Source organism: Olleya sp. HaHaR_3_96, from assembly GCF_019278545.1.
Taxonomy (GTDB): domain Bacteria; phylum Bacteroidota; class Bacteroidia; order Flavobacteriales; family Flavobacteriaceae; genus Olleya.
The window spans coordinates 50,433-73,256 of the sequence record NZ_CP058987.1 but is presented as its reverse complement, the minus strand read 5'-3'; the positions used below and the strand labels follow the sequence as shown (position 1 = coordinate 73,256).

Below are 22,824 nucleotides of genomic sequence, written 5' to 3'. Positions count from 1 at the left end.
ATTAGTCAAATTTGAGCTAAAAGACATGACGTACTATTTATCTTGTTTAACATTTTTTTTATTTGCGACTTATTAGCCCATAGAATGTTATAAACTGGAGCTGTCTAAAGTGTTTTAAAACTATAAGTTTCAGCATTGAAAAACATGTTATTTATATTACTTTTGCAGTATAATCCTTCAATAATAAAAAACTTTGATTTCAAAATCTACCATTGACCAAGTATACGAATCCTCTAGACTGGAAGAGGTTATTGGTGATTTTGTTCAGCTAAAAAAAGCAGGTACTAATTTTAAAGGGCTGAGTCCGTTTTCTGACGAGCGTTCTCCAAGTTTTGTCGTATCACCTGTTAAGCAAATTTGGAAAGATTTTTCTAGTGGAAAAGGAGGTAACGTCGTTGCTTTTTTAATGGAGCATGAACATTTTACTTATCCGGAAGCTATAAAGTATTTGGCTAAAAAGTATAATATTGAAATAGAAGAAACAGAACAGTCTAACGAGCAAAAACAAGAGCAAGATAAACGAGAAAGTTTATATCTAGTGAGTGAGTTTGCGAGTAAGTATTTTCAGAACATATTGCATAACACAGACCAAGGAAAAGCAATTGGATTAAGTTATTTTAAAGAACGTGGTTTTACAACAGAAACAATAAAGAAGTTTGATTTAGGATATAGTTTAGATCAATGGAGTGGGTTTACGGATGAGGCTTTAAAAAAAGGTTATAAATTAGAGTTTTTAGAAGCCACAGGACTGACTATAGTTAAGGAAAGTAAACGCTTTGACCGTTTTAAAGGTCGTGTCTTATTTCCGATACAAAGTATGAGTGGGCGTGTTTTAGGTTTTGGTGGTCGTATTTTAACTAACGATAAAAAAGCTGCAAAATATTTAAACAGTCCAGAAAGTGATTTGTACCATAAAAGTAAAGTCTTATATGGTATTTATAATGCTAAGCAAAGTATAGCTAAAGAAGATAATTGTTATTTGGTAGAAGGTTATACGGATGTTATACAGTTTTATCAAACGGGAATAAAAAACGTAGTGTCTAGTTCTGGTACAGCGTTAAGTAGTGATCAAATTAGGTTAATTAACCGATTGACAAAAAATATTACGGTACTATTTGATGGTGATGCTGCTGGGATGCGTGCCTCTTTAAGAGGGATTGATTTAATCCTTGAACAAGGTATGAATGTTAAGGTTTGTACTTTTCCAGAAGGAGAAGATCCTGATAGTTTTGCTAAATCTAATACGTTAGAAGAGTTAACCAAGTATCTGAAGGAGAATGCTCAAGATTTTATACAATTTAAAGCGTCTGTTTTATACGAAGGTGCAAAAAATGATCCTATAAAAAAGGCGGAAACGATTAGAGATATTGTTAACAGTATAGCTAAAATTCCGGATAGGATTAAAACAGAAATTTATATCCAAGAATGTGCTAGGATCATGGATATTAGCGAGGAAGTATTATTCTCTACTTTGGCGCAAATCACAAATAAAGATCAAAAAGGGAGTTCTAACGGACCGGAAATGCCACAAGCATTTGAAGTTGTAAAAAATACGCCTGCAGTTAAAAAGGTAGATGTACAATATACCTTAGAGCGCAAGATTATTGAGATTTTATTGCTTTATGGAGATAAAACAGTGGATTTTGAGGATCTTATATTAAAAGAAAATGAGAAAGGGCAATTAGAGTTAGAACCAATTGTGCAACAATCTAAAGTGTTTGAAAAAGTGTTTTTAGATTTGCAGGAAGATGAAATGGAATTTTTAAATCCGCTATTTAAAGATATTTATTTTGCAATAATTGAAACATTAAATCAGAATCCGGAATTTAAAATAGAATCGATCATAAATACGATACATCCTGATTTAGCCTCAGAGATTACTTCTATTTTAATGGAGGATGAGCGCTATGAATTATCGGATTGGGAGCGTAATAATATTTTTCCTAAAACTAAAATAGATTCTGTGGCTCAGTTAGTAAGTGAAACAATCCTAACGTTACGTTGTTTTTTAATTGATCAAAAAGTACTTAATTTTCAGCAACAAACACTTCAAAACAGAACAGTAGTAAATAGAGACATTTTGGAAGAGGTCAAAGACTATTCTGGTTTGAAGATGTTATTAGCTAGAAAATTAAATAGAGCCTTATAATTCTAATCCTTTAGCTTGATTGACAAGGTCTATTAGATTCGTTACATTTAATTTTTTCATTAAACGTGCTCTATAAGTACTTACAGTTTTTTCATTAATCTGTAATTCTTCAGCAATTTCCTTATTTCTTTTACCGCTAGATAGTAATTTTAGGACTTCCACTTCTCTAGTAGATAGTTTTTTGTAGTACCCACCTTTTCCTGAAGTTTTATCTGAAGCTATTTTTCTAGAAAGACTTGGGCTTAAGTAAACGCCTCCCAAATGCACTTTCATGATAGCATCTTTTAAAGATAATAAATCAGTAGATTTTTGGACATAGCCATCAGCACCTGCTTTTATAGCACTTACTGCATAGACATCTTCTTGTTGTGCACTGTAAATAATAACCTTTACTTCAGGGTTTTCCTTTTTAATACGTCTTAATACACTTATACCATTAAGTTTTGGTAAGTCTATTTCGCAAAGTAAAATGTCTGTAGTGTACTGTTTTAAGGCATCAAAAATTGCTTCGCCATCAGAAACAGCTTCAATAAATTTAATGTCACGCGAACTTGCAAATACCAATTCTAACCCTTTTGTGACAATAGGGTGTTGGTCTGCAACCATTAGTTTAACCATGGTCAATTAATTTTTTAGGGTGCTTTTTTTTATATTAAAAAAAGCACGAGTTATAGAAATAATAATAGCATGGTAAAGGTATGTAAAATTATAATAGTTAGGTGTTTTATATTAAACCTTTAGGTATTTCACAAACCGGTATAGGGTTCATTTTGTGTAAATTGTTGGTGTTATAACGCTTAAAAATTTTAAAAACTTCTTTTTCTCTTCCGGAAAAATCAGCTTCTGTTTTACCATCCTCTTTCATTTTCATAGCCCATTCTAACTCAGGATAAGAGGCGCCAATCTGGTCCTCGTCACTTCTTGCATCTCCAAATAAACCATCACTTGGTGTGGCCTTAATTATAGATTCGGGAACTTTTAAATAGTCTGCAATGGTGTAAACTTCACTTTTAAGTAAATCAGCAATTGGACTTAAATCCACGCCGCCATCTCCATATTTAGTATAAAAACCGACACCAAAATCTTCTACTTTGTTTCCTGTTCCAGCGACTAATAAACCTAGTAACCCAGCATGATAGTACAAAGTAGTCATGCGTAAACGTGCACGAGTATTAGCTAAAGCCATATCTACAATGGCTTGTTTACCATCTAAAGAGACTTCAGTTTTAAATTCTTCAAAAACAGGCGTTAGGTCAGATATGATACCATCAACGTTAGGGTATCGTTTTTTAAGTTGTTCAATATGTTCTTGGCCTCTAGAGACATGGCTAGCAGGTTGGTGTATTGGCATTTCGACACATAACACCTTTAAACCAGTTTCAGCACAGAGTGTTGAGGTTACAGCACTGTCAATTCCGCCAGAAATTCCAACAACAAAACCATTTACTTTTGCGTTAGTAGCATAGTCTTTTAACCAATTTACAATATGTTTAACAACTTTTTCTGTTTGCATAATCAAAGAATTTAGTGCAAAGTATAGTACCTTTGCCTAACAAAAATAAAGTAAACCCTTTAGTAATAAAAATTAAGAGCGCTTAAGTTTTATGAGAGTATCCATTTTAATTATATCAGTATTTTTCTTATTGTTTTCTTGCAAAGATGACAACAAGATGATGGACGAGATTTCAAAAATTGATATAAACGTTAATATTGAACGTTTTGATATCGCTTTCGCGGAAGCTGCGCCTGACGATTTACCACAGTTACAGAACACTTTTCCGTTTATGTTTCCAAGGCAATATGATGATGCGTTTTGGGTTACTAAAATGAAAGACACGTTACAGCTTCAATTAAATGAGGAAACTTTAAAGAAATTCCCAGTACTTGAAACGGAAACTAAAGAAATAAAGCAGTTGTTTCAAGCTTTAAAATATAATTTTCCAACGTTTAGAATCCCTCGTGTAATTACAACAACCTCAGATGTTGATTATAGAAATAAGGTTATAGTAACGGATACCATAGCTATTGTAGAGTTAGATACTTATTTGGGAAAAGACCATTTTTTTTATGAAGGACTTCAGTCATATATTGTTGCTAACATGAGACCGGAACAGATTGTTGTGGATTTAGCAAATGCTTATGCGCAAAAATATGTGTTAAATACAAAGCGTAAGAATTTACTAGAAGAAATGATTTATTTTGGAAAGCTATTATACGTAAAAGATAAGATTATTCCTTTTAAAACGGATGCTGAAAAAATTGGATACACGCCAGAACAGTTAGATTGGGTTGTAGCTAATCAAGAACAAATGTGGCAGTATTTTATAGATAAAGAAGTGTTGTATAGTACGGATTCTAAATTACCAAGTCGTTTTATAAACGATGCGCCTTTCTCTAAGTTTTATTTAGCGGAAATTGATAACGAATCTCCAGGTAAAGTAGGACAGTTTGTAGGCTGGCAAATTGTAAGAGCTTTTATGGACAATAATGAGGCTACTTTAGTAGACTTAATTAATACCCCAGCACAAACTATATTTAATAAAGCAAAATATAAACCAAGACAATAATGGCTAATATGACCTCAGAAATAACACTTAAAGTTGAATTGGACGAAAACAGAGTCCCAGAAAAAATAAATTGGACCGCTCAAGATGGTGGGATCAAAAACGCTGAAGCTAAAGCAATGATGTTGTCCGTTTGGGATAATGTAGCGCAAGAGTCTTTACGTATAGATTTATGGACTAAGGATATGCCTGTGGATGAGATGAAAATATTTTTTCATCAAACCTTAGTTGCTATGAGTGATACGTTTAATAGAGCAACTCAAGACGAAAAAATGACGGCAACAATGAAAGATTTTTGTGACTATTTTGCTGAAAAACTGGAACTTAAAAAGTAAAATAACACTTTTTTAGAATCATAATAAAACAAAAAAAACGCGAACCATTGGTACGCGTTTTTTAATATATAAATAGTTGTTTTACTACTCTCCTAAAAAAGGATATCTGTAATCTACTGGAGTTACAAATGTTTCTTTAATCATTCTTGGAGATACCCAACGTTGTAAGTTTAAGATGCTTCCTGCTTTGTCATTTGTTCCAGAACCTCTTGCGCCTCCAAATGGTTGTTGTCCTACAACAGCACCTGTTGGCTTATCGTTAATGTAGAAGTTTCCAGCACAGTTTTCTAAAGCTTTAGTTGCTTCGATAACAGCATATCTGTCTTTTGCTAAAATAGCACCAGTCAATGCATAATCACTAGTCTCGTCTACTAATTTTAATGTTTCAGAATAGTGGTCATCATCAAAAACATAAATAGTAATAACAGGGCCAAATAACTCATCACACATCGTTGTGTATTTAGGGTCTTCAGCAACAATAACTGTAGGCTCTATAAAGTAACCTTTACTTTTGTCGTGTCCACCACCAACAATAATCTCAGCACCTTTATCTGCTTTTGCTTGATCGATGTATTTAGCTAATTTGTCAAATGATCCTTCATGGATTACAGCAGTTATGAAGTTACCCATATCTTCCGGAGATCCCATTTTAAATGACTTAACATCTGCAATTACTTGCTCTTTTACTTCATTCCAAATACTTTTTGAAACATAAGCACGAGAAGCAGCACTACATTTTTGACCTTGAAATTCAAAAGCACCTCTTGTAATAGCGGTTGCTACTTGTTTTGGGTTAGCAGTTTTGTGTGCAACGATAAAATCCTTACCACCTGTTTCTCCAACAATTTTTGGATAAGTTTTATAGTTATGGATATTGTTTCCAATTTGTTTCCATAATTCTTTAAATACATAAGTAGAACCTGTAAAGTGTAAACCAGAAAAATCTGGACTAGCTAATACCGTATCTGTAATCATTACTGGATCACCAAATACAACATTGATAACACCTGCAGGTACACCAGCTTCTTCAAATACATCCATAATTACTTTTGCAGAGTATATTTGAGAATCACTAGGTTTCCATACAACAACGTTACCCATCATTGCCATACAAGCAGGTAAATTACCAGCAATAGCGGTAAAGTTAAATGGAGATACTGCGTATACAAAACCTTCTAATGGTCTGTATTCTATTTTATTCCATGCACCACTTGTGCTTTCAGGTTGCTCATGATACATTTCTGTCATAAACTGTACGTTAAAACGTAAAAAGTCTATTAACTCACAAGAGGCATCAATTTCTGCTTGGTGAATTGTTTTAGATTGTGCAATCATAGTTGCAGCATTAATCTTAGCTCTGTAAGGACCTGCAATTAATTCGGCAGCTTTTAAAAAGATAGCAGCACGATCTTGCCAAGGCACTTGAGACCAGCTTTTTCTTGCTTCTAGAGCAGTAGAAATAGCCTCATCAACGTGAGACTTCTCCGCTAAATGATATTGACCAACAACATGTTTGTGATCATGTGGAGGAGACATTGTTCTTGTGTTTCCAGTTGTTACATCTTTTCCGTTAATATACATTGGCACATCTAAGTTACTGTTGTACATTGTTTTGTATGTCTTAGCTATTGCTTCACGATATTGACAGCCTGGAGCATATTCTCTTACTGGTTCGTTAACAGCAATTGGTACATTGAAAAATCCTTTTCCCATGATAAGTGTTGTGTTTTTAGTTTGAAAATTTAAAGCACAAAGTTACGATTTTTTGTTGGGTTATAGGTGTTAGCAAAATTGTAAAATATTAGAATTTAATATTTACTTTTTGTTAAAACAAGGAGGATTAATAAAGGAGGGAAGCTGTCCTGTTAATTAAGAGCAAAAGGAGCACTTAATTTAAAACTAGGAATAGCAACATTAAACTTTTTAGTAGTAGTAAAGTTGACCATGCTGTAATATCCTTTCATTGCGCCAAAGGGAGAGGTGAGTAGGCAGCCTGAAGAATAGGTGTGAGATTCGCCAGGTTGTAATACTGGTTTTAGGCCAATAACGCCTTCGCCAGCAACGATTTCTTCATCATTTAAAGCGTCGTAGATGGTCCAATGCCTGGCATTAAGTTGCACCGAATCCTTGCTTTGATTTTCGATAGTTACTTGATAACCAAAGGCAAAGTTAATCTTATAGTTTTTATAAAATGTACCTTCAAAATTGGTTTCCACCGAAATTTTTATACCTCTTGTAACTTGTTGAACCATAGTTTAAAGCAGTTTGCTTAATGTAAAAATAACAAAATATCCTTTATTATGACGCTATTTGTAAATGTAACTTGTTTTTTAACAGTTAATTAGTGATTCCAACAGAGTTTGTTTCACCTAAACCAATGATTTTATCATATCTAGCGCCTAATTCTCTGTAGTAGACTAATACTTTATAGTCATTTTCTGTTTGCCAAAAGCTGCCACCAATAGTGTTTTCGTCTATATGGCCCTCTTGATCAACAATGACATATTTGTAATTGTAAAACCCTTGTTTTAAACGGATCGCGACGCTATAAATAGTGTCGTCTGTTTCGCGATGTAACTCTGTTTGCGGTTCAATAGCGTAATTATTAAAGTTTCCATAGACATGTAGTGTTTGTCCAGGGTTTAATTTAGGATATTGCAGCGCAAAATGAACCCAAGCATAATCCGCTTCAGTTTCTGGTTTTTCAGCATTTAAAGCGGTAATAAAAAAGTTTCCGTTAATATCTGGGTTGTAGGTGTATTTTAAGTCCGCTCTAGAAATGTTCGTGTATAAGTAGGTTTGGTATAAATCATCTAAACGTATGTATTGAACACCATTATTGGCAGCACGTATTTCTTTGTTTTCAAAATTAAAAAACTCGTTACCACCAAGAAAACTTGAGGCATCATTGTAGCGATATGTTAATTCGTTTCCTAAAATATATTGTGGTTCTAAATCCGTTATCGCTGTGTTTAAATTGTTGTTTTGTATAACGACCGTTTTGATTGTTTGTTTAGGATTAACAAATTGGATTTGGCTAGAGGTTATTGAAATATCTACAGATTGTTTTTCGGCAATAGTAGAGACATCTCTAGAACGTTTAATTTGTAAAGCAACATTGGCTTGTTGCTGATAAACCATAAATTTTCTAGTAAAAATGATGTCGTCATAATCATCGTAAATGGTAATCATGTAATTACCAGTTAATTTGATGCTTTTTGTAAATTGATTTGGGATAGATAGTTTGTAGTGTGAAAAAGTTTGTAGCGTGTTAAAAGAGTTTTCATAAGTTCTAATGCGCTGTTCGTCAAAGCCATCAAGGTATTCTGATTCGACTAAAATGGAAGGCGTCCAATCAAAATTATAATGTTTTATTTCGTAATAGTAATCTTCTTCATCTCCATTTAAGGCATCAAATTCTAATACTAAAGACTCTCCTAAAGGGATGATTGGTAATTGACTTTCTGATGTGCCACCATTAAAATAAATGGTTTTAATATAATCGGGAGGTATAATCTCTTCGACCTGAGAAAATCCAGTTGAAAAAATTAGAAAGCTAATTACAAAGTATTTAATATTTACAGGCATTTGTAGACGATTTTTAATAACAAATATAAACAAAATCTATGCCTAAGTTCTTTTTGTTATTTAGAATAATTATAAATAGAACAACTACAGTGTGCTACTGAAAGAGGTTTTGTTATTAATTTGTATTTTTGCACCGATTTTTAAGCCTATAAAAATCACAATCAGTATAACTATTAACAAATAGATTTATAATATGTCAAACGACATTAAGATTAAAAAAGGTCTGGATATTAAATTAGTCGGGGAAGCCGAAAAGGCAACCGAAAGTGCTATTATTAGCAATTTTTATTCAATAAAACCTGAGGATTTTCACCAAGTTACACCAAAATTAGCTGCAAAAGAAGGCGCAAGAGTAAAAGCGGGTGAGCCTGTCTTTTATGACAAGTCTAATGAAGCGGTAAAGTTTGTATCCCCAGTTTCTGGAGAGATTATCGAGATAGCTCGAGGTGAAAAAAGAAAAATTCTTTCAGTAAAAATTCAAGCAGACAAGGAACAATCATTTCATGATTTTGGTACGCTAGATGTAAATTCAGCGAAAGCGGAAGACATTAAAGCGCGATTACTAGAATCTGGATGTTGGGCATTTGTGAAGCAACGTCCGTACGATGTTATTGCAAACCCGAGCAACAAGCCTAAAGCGATATTTATATCTGCTTATGCTAGTGCACCTTTAGTCGCAGATTTGGATTATGTGCTACAAGGTAAAGAAGCACAGTTGCAAGCTGCAGTTACTGCTTTAAGTAAATTAACAGATGGTAAAGTGCATGTTAGTGTTGCTAAAAAAGGAAATTCTCCTTTAGCAGGATTATCAGACATCACGTTACATAAAGTCTCTGGTCCGCATCCATCAGGAAATGTCGGAACACAGATTAATAAAATAGATCCAGTAAATAAAGGCGAGGTTGTTTGGACTATAAACGCTCAAGATCTTGTTATTATTGGTGAGCTATTATTAACGGGAAAATTTAATGCAGAGCGCACTGTTGCTTTGGTTGGATCTTCTGTTAAAAAGCCACGTTATTTTAAAACTAAATTAGGAAGCGAAATCGCAACTATGATTTATGATAACGGTGTAGATAAGGATGGTAATGATCGTATCATTTCTGGTAATGTATTATCAGGAAAGCAAATTAAACCAGATGGCTATCTAGATTATTATAGTAATACCATTACTGTAATTCCTGAAGGAGATGATTATGAGTTTTTTGGATGGAATAAGCCAGTATTTAACAAAGTGTCGACTTCAAGAGCCTTAACTTTTTCATGGTTAACACCTAACAAAAAGTTCGATTTAAATACTAATACTAACGGAGAGCACCGCGCTTTTGTTATTACTGGTAATTACGAAGAGGTATTTCCATTAGACATCTTTCCTATGCAAATTTTAAAATCTTGTATGTATAAGGATTTAGATGAAATGGAAGCTTTAGGTATGTACGAAGTTGCACCAGAAGATTTTGCTTTGACAGAATTTGTTTGTGTATCTAAACAACCGCATCAAAAGATAATTAGAGAAGGATTGGACTTAATGCTTAAAGAAATAGGATAATGGGCTTAAAAAGTAATTTACATAAATTAAAAGAAAAGTATAAAGGAACCAAGATGGCTCCAGCGTTTAACGCAATACATACTTTTTTATATTTGCCAAATGAAACCACTCATGGTGGAACGCATATTAAGGCAGCAGATGATTTAAAACGTACCATGAATATTGTAATTATGGCTTTAGTGCCATGTTTGATTTTTGGTATTTTTAATGCAGGTTACCAACATTATGCAGCTATTGATGCTGCTGCAGGTTTAACAAGAGAAGCGTCTTTATTCGCAAACTTTTTGACTTGGGATAACTTTGTAGTTGGAGCTTGGACAGTATTACCATTAGTAATTGTATCCTATGGCGTTGGTCTTCTTGTAGAATTTATTTTTGCAGTAATTAAAGGTCACGAAGTGGAAGAAGGTTACTTGGTTACAGGTATGTTAGTGCCATTAATTGTACCAGTTGATATTCCATTATGGATGTTATCTGTAGCAGTTGTGTTTGGTGTGGTTATCGGTAAAGAAGTTTTTGGTGGTACAGGAATGAATATTCTAAACCCAGCATTAACGATACGTGCTTTTTTATTCTTTGCTTATCCAACTTGGATGTCAGGAGATAAAGTGTGGGTACACGAAGCAGTAGAGCGTGCAGGAACAGCAGATGCTATTTCTGGAGAAACGTTACTTGGTGCTTATGCTCAAAACAGTAGTTTAGCGGGTATTGATTATATGGATATGTTTTTTGGGTTTATTCCTGGTTCAGTAGGAGAAACCTCTAAATTATTAATCATCCTTGGTGCATTATTCTTGATTTTTACAAAAGTAGGAAGCTGGAGAATTATAGTGTCTACTTTAATTGGAGCTTTAACAATGGGATTAATATTTAATGGTGTTGTTTCTGCAGAATGGATAGGAGAATCAAGTAAGTTTTATGGATTAATGAATGTCCCTTTCTGGCAACATTTAATAATTGGTAGTATCTTATTTGGCGCTGTATATATGGCAACAGATCCAGTAACTGCATCTCAAACAAATAAAGGTAAATGGATTTATGGGTTTTTAATTGGTTTCATTTCAATAATGATTCGTGTATTTAATCCAGCGTATCCAGAAGGTGTATTCTTAGCGATTCTATTAATGAATGTCTTTGCACCAACAATTGACCATTACGTAATACAAGGAAACGTAAAACGCAGAATGAAACGTTTAAAAGTTAAAACAGCATAATCATGGCAATGGACACAGATAAAAATTCATATACCGTAATATTTGCAATTGTAATGGTGCTAGTTGTAGGGTCTTTATTGGCATTTACGGCAGCAACATTAAAACCAAATATTGCTGAAAACAGAAGAATGGAAATGCAGCAGAATATTCTGTATGCAATGGGAGTTAATGGTAACGAAGGTGATGGAGATATCACTTTTGTATCTACGGATAAAGTTGCTGGAGATTTCTCAACATACATCACTAAACAATTAGTTATTGAAAATGGTGTAACTAAAGAAGATAATGAAGCATACTTAATTGATGTTAAAAAAGAACAAGCAAAAGCTAAAAATGGAGGAACAAGACGTTTGCCGTTATTTATTGGAGAAAAAGATGGTAAAACATTTTATATCGCGCCAATAAGAGGTAAAGGACTTTGGGATGCTATTTGGGGTTATGTCGCTTTAGATGAAAACATGGTTGTTCAAGGAACTTTCTTTGATCACGCAGGTGAAACACCAGGTTTAGGGGCTAACATTAAGCAACGTTACTTTATGGATGATTTTTATGGTGAAAAATTACTAACAGATGCAGGTGCTTTTAAAGGTATTACTGTCGCTAAAGGTAATAATGACCCTAAAAATTTAATTAAAGATGATTACGAAGTTGATGCATTAGCAGGAGCAACTATCACAGGTGATGGTGTCTCTGCAATGATTAAAAAAGATTTAAAGTTATACCAACCGTATTTCGAGAATTTAAAAAAACTATCTAGCAATTAATTATGGGACTACTTTCAAAAAAAGACGCAAAGTTAATAACAGATCCTTTAGCAGATAATAACCCAATTACTATTCAAGTATTAGGTATTTGTTCTGCTTTAGCTATTACCGCAGAGTTAAAAGCGTCGTTGGTAATGGGTATTGCTGTAATGTTTGTATTAGGAATTGGTAACGTGGTAATCTCTTTAATGAGAAACATTATACCTTCTAAAATTAGAATTATTGTTCAACTTATTGTAGTTGCTGCTTTAGTAATTATAGTGGATCAAGTATTAAAAGCTTTTGCTTATGAGTTAAGTAAAACATTATCGGTATTTGTTGGACTAATTATTACTAACTGTATTATTATGGGACGTTTTGAAGCCTTTGCTTTAGCAAACAAACCATGGAGATCATTTCTTGATGGAATTGGTAATGCGTTAGGGTATGCAATTATTCTTTTAATCGTTGGATTTTTTAGAGAACTTTTAGGTTCTGGTACACTTTTCGGAATTCCAGTATTAGGAGATCCAATCGAGAAAACAGGAGTTTACTCTATTGGATATGAGAACAACGGATTTATGTTAATGCCTCCAATGGCATTAATAATTGTTGGTTTAATTATCTGGGTACAACGTAGTAGAAATAAAGCATTAATCGAAGACTAACAACAATGATGGAACATATAGAATTATTTTTCAAGTCAATTTTTATAGACAACATGGTATTTGCAGTATTCTTAGGAATGTGCTCTTACCTTGCAGTATCTAAAAAAGTAGCAACAGCTGTTGGTTTAGGAGCAGCAGTAATATTTGTATTAGCGATTACAGTGCCATTAAACTGGTTATTGGATCAATACATTTTACAACCAGGAGCATTATCTTGGTTAGGAGCAGAATATGTAGATTATGATTTAAGTTTCTTATCATTTATCATGTTTATTGCTACCATTGCAACAATGGTACAATTAGTAGAGATAGTGGTAGAGAAGTTTTCACCATCATTATATAACTCATTAGGTATTTTCTTACCACTTATTGCAGTAAACTGTGCCATTTTAGGAGGGTCATTATTTATGCAATCTAGAGAAATTGAAACTTTAGGTTTAGCATTTAATTATGGTATCTCTTCAGGTATTGGTTGGTTTTTAGCAATTCTTGCTATTGCAGCAATTAGAGAAAAGATTAGATACAGTAATGTACCTGCACCTTTAAGAGGGTTAGGAATCACATTTATCATTACAGGGTTAATGGGAATTGGGTTTTTAAGTTTTGGAGGGATGTTAACCGGAGGAGACGAAGAAGCACCTAAAGAAGAAACGACAACTGAAGTAAAAACGTTGTCTGTGGATAAAAAAGAATTAGCTAACAATACTAAAATAGTAGAGTAATATGATTTTAGCAGCAGGAACAGGAGGAACAGTAATAGTAACTGTAGTAGCGTTTTTACTTATTACGCTAGTATTAGTAAGTTTACTACTTTTTGTAAAACAAAAATTATCACCATCAGGACCAGTAAAAATCTTGATTAATGGTGAGAGAGAAATAGAAGTATCTTCAGGAGGTTCATTATTATCTACTTTAGGTAGTAATAAAATATTTTTACCATCTGCTTGTGGTGGAGGTGGAACTTGTATTCAATGCGAGTGTCACGTACTATCTGGTGGAGGAGAAGCATTACCAACTGAAACACCTCACTTTTCAAGAAAAGAATTAGCACATGGTGCACGTTTATCTTGTCAAGTAAAGGTGAAACAAGATATGGAGATTACAATTCCAGAAGAAGTTTTCGGAATTAAAAAATGGGAAGCAACAGTAGTGTCTAACTACAACGTAGCAACCTTTATTAAAGAGTTTGTAGTGGAGATCCCTGAGGATATGAACTATAAAGCTGGTGGGTATATTCAAATTGAAATTCCTAACTGCGAAATTAAATATTCAGAGATGGATGTTACGGCACACCCTGAAGATCATCCAGGAGAGCCTAATAAATTTGAAGCAGATTGGGATAAGTTTGGATTAAGACCGTTAGTAATGAAAAATGCTGAGTTAGTGGAAAGAGCTTACTCTATGGCATCTTACCCAGCGGAAGGAAGAAAAATTATGCTTAATGTACGTGTTGCAACACCGCCTTTTGATCGTGCTAAAGGTGGCTGGATGGATGTTAATCCAGGAGTAGCATCGTCTTATATCTTTAACCAAAAGGTTGGAGATAAAGTAACAATTTCTGGACCTTACGGTGAATTCTTTATAAATGACTCTGAAGCAGAAATGCTTTATGTAGGTGGTGGAGCTGGTATGGCACCAATGCGTTCTCACTTATATGAGTTATTTAGAACATTAAAAACAGGAAGAAAAGTAACGTATTGGTATGGTGGACGTTCTAAAGCAGAATTATTTTACATCCATTACTTTAGAGCTTTAGAAAAAGATTTCCCGAATTTCAAGTTCTTTATTGCATTATCAGATCCTACGGAAGCAGATAATTGGCAAATTAAAAAGGATGTCGAAGATCCTAATGGAGATGGATTCACAGGGTTTATTCACCAAGTAGTAATCGATCAATATTTATCTAAGCACGAAGCACCAGAAGATATAGAATTATATTTTTGTGGACCACCATTAATGAACCAAGCAGTTCAGAAAATGGGAGAAGATTTTGGTCTTGATGATGAAAACATCAGATTTGATGACTTTGGAGGATAAAAATTGATTTCTTAAAGTTATTATAAATATATCTTAATAGATTCTAAACCCAATACGAAAGTATTGGGTTTTTTCGTTTTATTGTAGTATGAGAAAAGTTTCACTTATTATTTTAATTATTGTCACGCTTGTATTATTGGTATATAAACTAAGCCCAGCACCAATAAAACAGTTGGTTAATGCGGTATCTACTACCTTTAATAACATTGATAAGGACGGTTTGACTATTGCTTCACGAGTGAATACTCCTGTAGGTTATAAAAGAGCTAATTATCCTACGGGTAGTTTTGAAGACTATATCAGAAACTATAAACTAAAACCTTTTGGAAGTAAGATTATTAATTATGATGATTCTGAATATTACTGGCAGAAGGGACATATTGGTATTTTAGAAATCCCTGTGCCTAAAAATGGTTTACAGCAATGTGCAGATGCTTTAATTAGAATAAGAAGTGAATACCTATGGGATAATAATAGAAAGGACGAAATAGGCTTTAAATTTACCTCAGGGCATTATTGTTCTTGGAGTAAATACGCTGCTGGTTTTAGACCGAAGGTAGATGGTAATAAAGTGTCTTTTAGTAAAACGGCTCGAGCAGATTCTAGTAAAGCTAATTTTTATAAATATTTAAATTTAATTTATATGTACTCTGGTACATTATCATTGTATAATGAGTTAAAGTCTATAACCGATGTAGAAGCGTTGAAAATTGGTGATATGCTTATTTTAGGAGGTAGTCCAGGACATATTGTGATGTTGGCGGACGAAGTTATTAATACTAAAGGTGAAAAGTTGTTCTTATTATTTCAAGGTAATACACCAGCACAGAGTGTACATCTAGTTAAAAATCTGGAGGATGCAGTTATAACTCCGTGGTATAATTTAGAAATGGATACAGTTATACCTGTGTCTAATTTTACGTTTTACAATTCTAAATTTGTAAGATTTAAGTAATTTGTTACTCTGCTTTTATTCCGCGAAAGCGAAATAAGCTTTATTTTTGCAATATGAGTAAAGCACTTTCTAAACAAGAGTTACATAATCTAGCCATGAATCACGTCGGTAAAGACCTAGAAAAACGTGGTTTTGAATTTATTGCTATAAACAGTCAGCTTAAAAAGCAACCACAGTTTGTATGCATGGATAAAAATAAACAGTATTTTTTTGTTATTGTTCGGGCAGTTATGCTTCCTGATAATGCTAATAATTATGATATTGTATGGATGGAATCTTTTAAACAACATGCAATAGAACATAATTCTAAAGTCTTATATGCCGGTGTCGGCCTTGGGAACCCTAAAGGAGAAGACTTGCCTATTTATTTAAATGAAGAGTATTTAATAGAGTACAACGGAATTCAACTTATCGAAACAAACTTAAATTAATCTTTTCGGCGTTTATGATTAACGTTGTGTGTTCATACTGCCATCACAAATGTTTATTACCATGAAAAATCTGATTATAATGCTGTGTGCCATCACTGTTCTGTCATGTAAAAAAGAACCACAATTATTAAAAGTATCTGGACCAATGTTTGGGACTAGTTATAGTGTCCAGTATTATGATACTGAGGGTACAAGTTATACTAAGTCTTTTGATAGTTTATTTGTAGTTATTAATAAGTCGTTATCAAACTATCAATCAGATTCTGACATTTCTAAATTAAATAGAAATGAAGTGGTAACTGTAGATAATCACTTTATAACCGTTTTAAAAGCAGCCAAACAAATTTATAGAGAAACAGAAGGTGTTTTTGATCCAACAATAGGACGTTTAGTAAATGGTTGGAACTTTGGTTCTGAAAAAAACAAAACGGCTTTAGATAGCATAAAAGTGGATAGTTTAATGCGTTTTGTTGGTTTAAATAGAGTAGGACTTGTAGGTCATACAATTAAAAAGCCTACAGCATCATTTATTGATTTTAATGCAATAGCTAAAGGCTATGGTGTTGATGTTATTGCTGATTTTTTAGAAACTAAAAACGTCAAAAATTATCTTGTGGATATAGGAGGCGAGTTAAGAGCAAAAGGCATACATCTTAATAAACAGAAAGGGTGGACTGTGGGAATTGAAAATCCAAATTTTGACGAGTCTCAAAGTTATAATAAAACGTTAGTTTTAAAAGATAAGGCTATGGCGACTTCAGGGACTTACCGTAAATTTAAAATTGATGAAAACGGTAATAAATATGCACATATTATCAATACAAAAACGGGGTATCCCACAAAAACTAATATTTTAAGCGTTTCGGTAATTGCTGATAATTGTATGATGGCAGATGGCTATGCTACAGCTTTTCAGGCTATGGGAGTTAAAAAAGTAGATTACTTTATGTCTAAACATCCAGAGTTACAAGCGTATTTGATTTTCGAAAACGATAAAAACACATTAGAAACCAAAGCATTTAATGGATTTAAGACTAATTAGGTTTTAAAAGGCAGATACTAGTAGTAATAACCAACCTGCTACTAAAAGTAATCCTCCAAGTGGTGTAATTGGTCCCAAAAATCGTAATTTTTTCCCTTTTGCATCAGATAAAATTAATCCGTAAATACTAAAAGAAAAGAGTATAATCCCAATTGTAAAACACCAGTATATTGCGGCAGAAATAGGGGTGTTGTTTAAACCTAGAGCCAATAGTACAATAGCATGATACATTTGGTATTTAACCCCAACCTCAAAGCTGTGTAATTGATCAGTAGATAAAATCTTTTTTAAAGCATGTGCTCCAAACGCTCCAAAAATAACCGATAACATCCCGAAAAAAGCACCAGTTGAAAGTATTATATATTGTGTCATTATAAAGGCCGTTTTTGTTTATTTATAGACTACAGGAATAATTTCTCCTGGAGCTAAGCAGTATTTTTCTATCGCTTTCGCGGAAAGCTTGGCCGTATAATCAACTTCATTAACCATAAAACCAATGTCTCTAAGTTTGTTAAAATAGTCGTAGCCATACACGCGCACATGGTCATACTGTCCAAATATTTTAGCGCGTTCCTTTTTATCTGTAATTGTATTATCTTCAAATGTGGTCTGTCTACTTAAGTCTTGCGGAATCTGAAATACGCCATAACCGCCAGGTTTCATAACACGAAACAATTCTTGCATTGCTTTAGTGTCATCCGGGATATGCTCTAAGACATGATTACATAAGATGACGTCATAGGTGTTATCTTCAAAAGGAAGGTTACATATGTCGGCTTTTACGTCTGCAATTGGAGATAATAAATCAGTCGTTGTATAGTCGATGTTTTCTAAGGCTCTAAAACGCTTCAAAAAACATTGCTCTGGGGCAAAATGAAGCACTTTCTTTTTGTCTTCAGTTGGCGTAAAAAAACTAGTTTCATTTTGTAAATACAACCATAATAACCGGTGGCGCTCTAAACTTAAAGTTGATGGAGATAAGACATTGTCGCGTTGTGTACCATAACCGTAAGATAAAAAGCTTTTAAAACTTTTACCATCAATAGGGTCCGTAAAGGTGTTTCCTCTTAAAAAGAAGGCTAAAACGGGACGTGCCAAATAGCTTAGTCTTATTAATAAAGGTCTAGGAATCGTATTTAATACTAATTTGAATAGTTTTTTCAAGGACTTAGGCTTCTTCTAATGTAGGTGATGTAATTAAATTATAAATACCATCCCATAAGGTAATGCGATGTTGTAGAGCTAATTTTGAAACTTCTAAAACGTCATTCCATTTAGTAGTATCCTGACCACATAGTTCTTCAATCATTTTTAAAGATAGAGGTCCATGCTCGTCACCATCTAATTCGATATGACGTTTAAGATAATACGTTAATTTACTATAGGAGTTGCTATTCGTTTTGGATTGGTTGATAATTTGGAAAAACATATCAGGAATCACATCTTCACGACCAAAGGTAAATGCGGCTGCTATTTTATGTACTTTGTTGGTATCAATAACTTCAAACGTAAATTCAACAAACTTTAAAGTTTCTGTATTTAGTTTAACTTTAGTTAATGCTTCTGTAACGGATAGTCCGTTTTGTAAATTAGAAACTAAAAGCTGAATTTGGCTTGTATCGGCATCAATTTGATCCATCGCTTCCAAGTACATTTCAAAATGACTTTGTGCAACACCTAATTCGTTAATGTCACTTTCTTCACCTAAAACTATTTCATTTATAAATCTAGCAGTAGCGGGATTGGTAACTGGAACCCAAGGTAACGTCGTGGTGGTCAATTGATTTTGTAGTGCTTTTAGTAAAGACATAAAATCCCAAACGGCATAGACATGCTGTTCCATAAATACGCTAACATCCTTTAAGTTATTTAAAACAGAATACAATTTATGTGTATTCAATTGGTGTCTTAGAGGTTTCAGTTTGTCTTCTAAAGTCGTAATGGTCATTATCAATTATAAAACTAAAGGATTTTGTCTAAACTCATCTTCTTCATTACTAACAATTCCTAAAGCATCATAGATGTAAGCAAAGGTTGATAGTAATTCTGGTTTACCATCTACAATAGCAATATCATGTTCAAAATGTGCACTTGGCTTATCGTCTAAAGTGGTAATTGTCCAACCATCTCTGTGTTGTTTGATACGTTGCGTACCAAGGTTTATCATAGGCTCAATAGCCACAACCATACCTTCAATAAACTTTTTACCGCGTCCACGTTTACCGTAATTAGGCATTTCTGGATCTTCATGCATTTTGGTTCCTAAACCATGACCTACTAATTCACGTACAACACCATAACCATGGTCTTCACAATATTTTTGAATAGCATACCCCACATCTCCAACGCGATTACCGACTTTCAATTCTTTAATACCAACGTATAAAGATTCCTTAGTGACTTGAAGTAATTTTTCTGTTTCAGGAGCAATGTCACCGATAGCAAAAGTATAGGCATGATCTCCGTAATACCCGTTTAAAATAGAACCACAGTCAACAGATATAATATCACCTTCTACTAATGGTGTGTTGTTGGGTATACCGTGAACAACCTGAGAGTTTGGACTCATACATAGGGTGTTAGGAAAATCATATAATCCTAAAAACCCAGGAACGGCACCTAAATCTCTAATATGTTCTTCTGCAATTTTATCTAATTGTAGGGTTGTAACACCTGGTTTTATTGCTTTAGCAACTTCTCCTAATGTTTTAGAAACAACTAATGCAGCTGCACGCATTAATTCTATTTCTTCTTTTGTTTTTACTATAATCATGCTTAAAAAAATATGTGCAAATATACTTAAAATAAACCGTTTTTTTGATTTTGAAGACATGACATTTAACAGGTTTTAATGTCGTCTTAAATAGTATTTTTGTCATCTAAAATTAAAATTATGTTTGCATCAGTCACTGCAGAAGAAGCTGTAAAAGTTATAAAATCTAATAATCGCGTATATATTCAGGCTGCTGCTGCAGCACCTCAATCGTTGATTCAGGCCATGACCAAAAGACACGAAGAATTGCGTCATGTGGAAGTATGTCATTTACATACAGAAGGAGAAGCGCCTTATGCTAATCCAGAGTTGAAAGATAGTTTTCATGTTAATTCTTTTTTTATTGGGAAAAATGTGAGACATACGTTAAGAGCGGGTAATGGCTCATACACACCTGTTTTTTTGAGTGAGTTGCCAGTGTTGTTTAAACGTAATATTATTGATATAGATGTTGCTTTTATACATGTGTCTGTACCAGATAAACACGGGTATTGCTCTTTGGGTGTTTCTGTTGAAGCGACTTTAGCAGCAATAGATAATGCAACAACTGTAATTGCTCAGGTTAATAAATTTATGCCAAGAACACATGGTGCGGGTATTATCCATGTGTCAGAGATTGATACGTTTGTAGAAAGTCATCAACCATTACCAGGTCATGATATGGTAGAGCCGACAGCTATTGAAAATACTATTGGTGATTATGTTGCTAATTTAATAGAAGACCGAAGTACGTTGCAAATGGGTATTGGTTCTATACCTAATGCTGTGCTAACTAGATTGGTAAATCATAAAGATTTAGGGCTACATACTGAAATGTTTTCTGATGGTGTTATTGATTTAATTTTGAAAAATGTAATAAACGGAAACTACAAAGCTATTAATAGAGGGCGTGCGTTATCTACTTTTTTAGTGGGGTCGCAACGTTTGTATGATTATGTAGATGATAACCCTTTTGTTGAAATGAGAGCATCAAATTATACAAACGACGTGTCCATTATTAAACAGAATCCTAAAATGGTAGCCATTAATAGCGCGATAGAAGTGGATGTTACTGGGCAAGTTTGTGCTGATAGTATTGGTGCACACATGTATTCTGGAGTTGGGGGACAAATGGATTTTATTAGAGGGGCTTCTTTAAGCGAAGGTGGTAAAGCAATTATAGCACTACCATCAGTGACTAGAAAAGGAATTAGTAGAATTGTGCCAACATTAAAACCTGGTGCTGGCGTGGTTACAACACGATCACACGTACATTATGTAGTAACAGAATATGGTGTGGCTAATTTATTTGGGAAAACAATTAAAGAGCGTGTAAAAGCATTAGTTAATATTGCGCATCCAGATCATAGAGAACTAGTGGATAGGCAGTACTTTGATTTGATAAAATACTAGTAATTAAAACTTAAACCAACTTTTTTTCTTTGGTTTTGGTAGTTGGGGAGTGTCATTAGTTAGCATCTGATAGATTTCTCCCCAACCTAAAATGCCACCAATATTGCGGTCATCAATAAAAAGATCGGCATGGATTTTTCTGCTAACTTCATTTTTAAAGACCTCTTCAGGGAAACTTTGGTTTACCGCATAGAAGGTAATCCCATTGTCTTGACAATAAGCAACAGCCTCGTCTAGTTTTTTTCCGTGTCTGTAGGTCCATAAAATTAAGCGATGCCCATCAGCTTGCAAGCGCTTTAAGGTTTCGAAAGCAAATAGACGTTCTTGTCCAATGCCTGGATATCCATCTTCTACGATGGTTCCATCAAAATCTACTGCAATTATAAGTCCTTTAGAAAGCTTCATTTTATATAAAAATTGAATTCAAAAATACAATAATTATTAATAAAAGACAGGGTAGCCTTTGTAGTTGTACTTTAACTAGAATAAATCTTAAAACTATTTAGAGAGGGGTTCTCGATACACTTTTCTCGTACCTGAAAAAGCACTCGAACTGACGTATGACTAAAATGAGGTTATATTATAAATAGGGGTATTTTAGCTTTCCTCTTATTTTAAGAGGAGGATGAATTTTTATTTCACTTTAATAGAACTGAAAAGAAAGAGGGGCTGGGTTTGTTGGTGATTTTTGATTTTAGAATGAAAAGAGCCGATGCCGTTATTGTAAAAGTCTAGAAGAATTAAAGAGGAGTTCTCGATACACTTTTTTCGTTCCTCAAAAAGCACTCGAACTGACGTATGACTAAAATGAGATTGTATTAAGATATGAATGCTATTAGCTCTCCTCTTATTTTAAGAGGAGGATGAATTTTTATTTCACTTTAATAGAACTGAAAAGAAAGAGGGGCTGGGTTTGTTGGTGATTTTTGATTTTAGAATGAAAAGAGTCGATGCTGTTATTGTAAAAGTCTAGAAGAATTAAAGAGAAGTTCTCGATACATTTTTTTCGTTCCTTAAAAAGTACTCGAACTGACGTACGAATAAAGTGAGGTTGTATTAAGATATTAATGCATTAGCTCTCCTCTTATTTTAAGAGGAGGATGAATTTTTATTTCACTTTAATAGCACTGAAAAGAAAAAGAGATTGTGTTTGTTGGTGATTTTTGATTTAGAATGATAAGAGTCGATGCCGTTATTGTAAAAGTCTAGAAGAATTAAAGAGGGGTTCTCGATACATTTTTTTCGTTCCTCAAAAAGCACTCGAACTGACGTATGACTAAAATGAGATTGTATTAAGATATGAATGCTATTAGCTCTCCTCTTATTTTAAGACGAGGATGAGTTTTTATTTCACTTTAATAGAAGCGAAAAGAAAAAGCGATTG

23 protein-coding genes are annotated in these 22,824 nt (G+C 33.7%); 13 read left to right on the top strand and 10 right to left on the bottom strand.

The window, feature by feature from the left end; translation table 11 throughout:
* Positions 1 to 193 precede the first annotated feature (193 nt).
* Positions 194 to 2,149: a DNA primase gene (gene dnaG, locus H0I26_RS00325; RefSeq protein ID WP_218700531.1), complete on the top strand. Its 1,956-nt coding sequence runs from the start codon at positions 194 to 196 to the stop codon at positions 2,147 to 2,149.
* Here the strand turns inward: dnaG and H0I26_RS00320 are convergent.
* Together H0I26_RS00320 and nadE are read right to left on the bottom strand one after the other, a co-directional pair.
* Positions 2,144 to 2,767 carry a response regulator gene (locus H0I26_RS00320; RefSeq protein WP_101015273.1) on the bottom strand — a complete coding sequence of 208 codons (624 nt, stop codon included), beginning with the start codon at positions 2,765 to 2,767 and terminating at the stop codon, positions 2,144 to 2,146. The two genes, dnaG and H0I26_RS00320, sit on opposite strands and share 6 nt — an antisense overlap.
* Positions 2,768 to 2,873: 106 nt before the next feature.
* Entirely contained in the window at positions 2,874 to 3,662 is a 789-nt protein-coding gene (gene nadE / locus H0I26_RS00315) for an NAD(+) synthase (RefSeq protein ID WP_218700530.1), read from the bottom strand.
* Positions 3,663 to 3,753: 91 nt separating this feature from the next.
* Here nadE and gldB point away from each other — a divergent pair, with 91 nt between their 5' ends.
* Together gldB and gldC are read left to right on the top strand one after the other, a co-directional pair.
* Positions 3,754 to 4,716, top strand: coding sequence for a gliding motility lipoprotein GldB (gene gldB, locus H0I26_RS00310; protein WP_218700529.1), 963 nt, complete (start codon positions 3,754 to 3,756; stop codon positions 4,714 to 4,716).
* A complete protein-coding gene (gldC, locus tag H0I26_RS00305; RefSeq protein WP_198519991.1) occupies positions 4,716 to 5,048 on the top strand; it encodes a gliding motility protein GldC in 333 nt (110 codons plus the stop codon). The genes gldB and gldC overlap by 1 nt, the downstream gene beginning before the upstream one ends.
* An 84-nt stretch (positions 5,049 to 5,132) precedes the next feature.
* Here gldC and pruA read toward each other — a convergent pair whose 3' ends face one another.
* The 3 genes from pruA to H0I26_RS00290 form a co-directional block, all read right to left on the bottom strand.
* Positions 5,133 to 6,761, bottom strand: a complete 1,629-nt coding sequence (gene pruA / locus H0I26_RS00300; RefSeq protein WP_218700528.1) for an L-glutamate gamma-semialdehyde dehydrogenase — start codon at positions 6,759 to 6,761, stop codon at positions 5,133 to 5,135.
* Positions 6,762 to 6,913: 152 nt separating this feature from the next.
* Positions 6,914 to 7,300: a Co2+/Mg2+ efflux protein ApaG gene (gene apaG / locus H0I26_RS00295; RefSeq protein ID WP_101015268.1), complete on the bottom strand. Its 387-nt coding sequence runs from the start codon at positions 7,298 to 7,300 to the stop codon at positions 6,914 to 6,916.
* Between the two features lie 85 nt (positions 7,301 to 7,385).
* Positions 7,386 to 8,636 (bottom strand): type IX secretion system plug protein domain-containing protein, encoded by a 1,251-nt coding sequence (locus H0I26_RS00290; RefSeq protein ID WP_218700527.1) that lies wholly within the window; start codon positions 8,634 to 8,636, stop codon positions 7,386 to 7,388.
* Positions 8,637 to 8,829: 193 nt separating this feature from the next.
* On the opposite strand from H0I26_RS00290, the gene H0I26_RS00285 reads away from it, so the two are divergent.
* The 9 genes from H0I26_RS00285 (at position 8,830) to H0I26_RS00245 (ending at position 17,275) form a co-directional block, all read left to right on the top strand.
* On the top strand, positions 8,830 to 10,185 hold the full coding sequence (locus H0I26_RS00285; RefSeq protein WP_101015266.1) for a Na(+)-translocating NADH-quinone reductase subunit A: 1,356 nt from the start codon (positions 8,830 to 8,832) through the stop codon (positions 10,183 to 10,185).
* The gene (locus tag H0I26_RS00280) at positions 10,185 to 11,399 is read left to right on the top strand and encodes an NADH:ubiquinone reductase (Na(+)-transporting) subunit B (RefSeq protein ID WP_218700526.1); all 1,215 of its coding nucleotides are present in this window, start codon (positions 10,185 to 10,187) and stop codon (positions 11,397 to 11,399) included. The genes H0I26_RS00285 and H0I26_RS00280 overlap by 1 nt, the downstream gene beginning before the upstream one ends.
* A gap of 2 nt (positions 11,400 to 11,401) precedes the next feature.
* On the top strand, positions 11,402 to 12,163 hold the full coding sequence (locus H0I26_RS00275; RefSeq protein WP_218700525.1) for a Na(+)-translocating NADH-quinone reductase subunit C: 762 nt from the start codon (positions 11,402 to 11,404) through the stop codon (positions 12,161 to 12,163).
* A 2-nt stretch (positions 12,164 to 12,165) separates the two neighbouring features.
* Positions 12,166 to 12,810 carry an NADH:ubiquinone reductase (Na(+)-transporting) subunit D gene (locus H0I26_RS00270; RefSeq protein WP_218700524.1) on the top strand — a complete coding sequence of 215 codons (645 nt, stop codon included), beginning with the start codon at positions 12,166 to 12,168 and terminating at the stop codon, positions 12,808 to 12,810.
* Between the two features lie 5 nt (positions 12,811 to 12,815).
* Entirely contained in the window at positions 12,816 to 13,532 is a 717-nt protein-coding gene (nqrE, locus tag H0I26_RS00265; RefSeq protein WP_218700523.1) for an NADH:ubiquinone reductase (Na(+)-transporting) subunit E, read from the top strand.
* Between the two features lies 1 nt (position 13,533).
* Entirely contained in the window at positions 13,534 to 14,847 is a 1,314-nt protein-coding gene (gene nqrF, locus H0I26_RS00260) for an NADH:ubiquinone reductase (Na(+)-transporting) subunit F (protein WP_218700522.1), read from the top strand.
* 88 nt (positions 14,848 to 14,935) lie between these two features.
* Positions 14,936 to 15,802, top strand: a complete 867-nt coding sequence (locus H0I26_RS00255; protein ID WP_218700521.1) for a DUF4846 domain-containing protein — start codon at positions 14,936 to 14,938, stop codon at positions 15,800 to 15,802.
* A gap of 53 nt (positions 15,803 to 15,855) precedes the next feature.
* Entirely contained in the window at positions 15,856 to 16,233 is a 378-nt protein-coding gene (locus tag H0I26_RS00250) for a Na(+)-translocating NADH-quinone reductase subunit F (RefSeq protein ID WP_218700520.1), read from the top strand.
* Positions 16,234 to 16,294: 61 nt separating this feature from the next.
* Positions 16,295 to 17,275, top strand: a complete 981-nt coding sequence (locus H0I26_RS00245) for an FAD:protein FMN transferase (protein WP_218700519.1) — start codon at positions 16,295 to 16,297, stop codon at positions 17,273 to 17,275.
* A 3-nt stretch (positions 17,276 to 17,278) separates the two neighbouring features.
* Here the strand turns inward: H0I26_RS00245 and H0I26_RS00240 are convergent, their stop codons facing one another.
* Genes H0I26_RS00240 through map form a run of 4 tightly spaced genes read right to left on the bottom strand, consistent with a single transcriptional unit; the run spans position 17,279 to position 20,048 of the window.
* Entirely contained in the window at positions 17,279 to 17,647 is a 369-nt protein-coding gene (locus tag H0I26_RS00240; RefSeq protein ID WP_218700518.1) for a DUF423 domain-containing protein, read from the bottom strand.
* Between the two features lie 18 nt (positions 17,648 to 17,665).
* Positions 17,666 to 18,439, bottom strand: a complete 774-nt coding sequence (locus H0I26_RS00235) for a class I SAM-dependent methyltransferase (RefSeq protein ID WP_218700517.1) — start codon at positions 18,437 to 18,439, stop codon at positions 17,666 to 17,668.
* Between the two features lie 4 nt (positions 18,440 to 18,443).
* Positions 18,444 to 19,223 carry a DUF3050 domain-containing protein gene (locus H0I26_RS00230; RefSeq protein ID WP_218700516.1) on the bottom strand — a complete coding sequence of 260 codons (780 nt, stop codon included), beginning with the start codon at positions 19,221 to 19,223 and terminating at the stop codon, positions 18,444 to 18,446.
* 6 nt (positions 19,224 to 19,229) lie between these two features.
* A complete protein-coding gene (map, locus tag H0I26_RS00225) occupies positions 19,230 to 20,048 on the bottom strand; it encodes a type I methionyl aminopeptidase (RefSeq protein ID WP_218700515.1) in 819 nt (272 codons plus the stop codon).
* A gap of 120 nt (positions 20,049 to 20,168) precedes the next feature.
* On the opposite strand from map, the gene H0I26_RS00220 reads away from it, so the two are divergent.
* A complete protein-coding gene (locus H0I26_RS00220; RefSeq protein ID WP_218700514.1) occupies positions 20,169 to 21,440 on the top strand; it encodes an acetyl-CoA hydrolase/transferase family protein in 1,272 nt (423 codons plus the stop codon).
* Positions 21,441 to 21,443: 3 nt separating this feature from the next.
* Here the strand turns inward: H0I26_RS00220 and H0I26_RS00215 are convergent, their stop codons facing one another.
* Positions 21,444 to 21,845 carry a BT0820 family HAD-type phosphatase gene (locus tag H0I26_RS00215; protein ID WP_218700513.1) on the bottom strand — a complete coding sequence of 134 codons (402 nt, stop codon included), beginning with the start codon at positions 21,843 to 21,845 and terminating at the stop codon, positions 21,444 to 21,446.
* Positions 21,846 to 22,824: the final 979 nt, after the last annotated feature.

Excerpts from the sequence above, each read along its gene's own strand:
- H0I26_RS00320 (WP_101015273.1), bottom strand. The coding sequence starts at position 2,767 with ATGGTTAAACTAATGGTTGCAGACCAACACCCTATTGTCACAAAAGGG.
- nadE (WP_218700530.1), bottom strand. The coding sequence starts at position 3,662 with ATGCAAACAGAAAAAGTTGTTAAACATATTGTAAATTGGTTAAAAGAC.
- gldB (WP_218700529.1), top strand. The coding sequence starts at position 3,754 with ATGAGAGTATCCATTTTAATTATATCAGTATTTTTCTTATTGTTTTCT.
- gldC (WP_198519991.1), top strand. The coding sequence starts at position 4,716 with ATGGCTAATATGACCTCAGAAATAACACTTAAAGTTGAATTGGACGAA.
- pruA (WP_218700528.1), bottom strand. The coding sequence starts at position 6,761 with ATGGGAAAAGGATTTTTCAATGTACCAATTGCTGTTAACGAACCAGTA.
- apaG (WP_101015268.1), bottom strand. The coding sequence starts at position 7,300 with ATGGTTCAACAAGTTACAAGAGGTATAAAAATTTCGGTGGAAACCAAT.
- H0I26_RS00290 (WP_218700527.1), bottom strand. The coding sequence starts at position 8,636 with ATGCCTGTAAATATTAAATACTTTGTAATTAGCTTTCTAATTTTTTCA.
- H0I26_RS00285 (WP_101015266.1), top strand. The coding sequence starts at position 8,830 with ATGTCAAACGACATTAAGATTAAAAAAGGTCTGGATATTAAATTAGTC.
- H0I26_RS00280 (WP_218700526.1), top strand. The coding sequence starts at position 10,185 with ATGGGCTTAAAAAGTAATTTACATAAATTAAAAGAAAAGTATAAAGGA.
- H0I26_RS00275 (WP_218700525.1), top strand. The coding sequence starts at position 11,402 with ATGGCAATGGACACAGATAAAAATTCATATACCGTAATATTTGCAATT.
- H0I26_RS00270 (WP_218700524.1), top strand. The coding sequence starts at position 12,166 with ATGGGACTACTTTCAAAAAAAGACGCAAAGTTAATAACAGATCCTTTA.
- nqrE (WP_218700523.1), top strand. The coding sequence starts at position 12,816 with ATGATGGAACATATAGAATTATTTTTCAAGTCAATTTTTATAGACAAC.
- nqrF (WP_218700522.1), top strand. The coding sequence starts at position 13,534 with ATGATTTTAGCAGCAGGAACAGGAGGAACAGTAATAGTAACTGTAGTA.
- H0I26_RS00255 (WP_218700521.1), top strand. The coding sequence starts at position 14,936 with ATGAGAAAAGTTTCACTTATTATTTTAATTATTGTCACGCTTGTATTA.
- H0I26_RS00250 (WP_218700520.1), top strand. The coding sequence starts at position 15,856 with ATGAGTAAAGCACTTTCTAAACAAGAGTTACATAATCTAGCCATGAAT.
- H0I26_RS00245 (WP_218700519.1), top strand. The coding sequence starts at position 16,295 with ATGAAAAATCTGATTATAATGCTGTGTGCCATCACTGTTCTGTCATGT.
- H0I26_RS00240 (WP_218700518.1), bottom strand. The coding sequence starts at position 17,647 with ATGACACAATATATAATACTTTCAACTGGTGCTTTTTTCGGGATGTTA.
- H0I26_RS00230 (WP_218700516.1), bottom strand. The coding sequence starts at position 19,223 with ATGACCATTACGACTTTAGAAGACAAACTGAAACCTCTAAGACACCAA.
- map (WP_218700515.1), bottom strand. The coding sequence starts at position 20,048 with ATGATTATAGTAAAAACAAAAGAAGAAATAGAATTAATGCGTGCAGCT.
- H0I26_RS00220 (WP_218700514.1), top strand. The coding sequence starts at position 20,169 with ATGTTTGCATCAGTCACTGCAGAAGAAGCTGTAAAAGTTATAAAATCT.
- H0I26_RS00215 (WP_218700513.1), bottom strand. The coding sequence starts at position 21,845 with ATGAAGCTTTCTAAAGGACTTATAATTGCAGTAGATTTTGATGGAACC.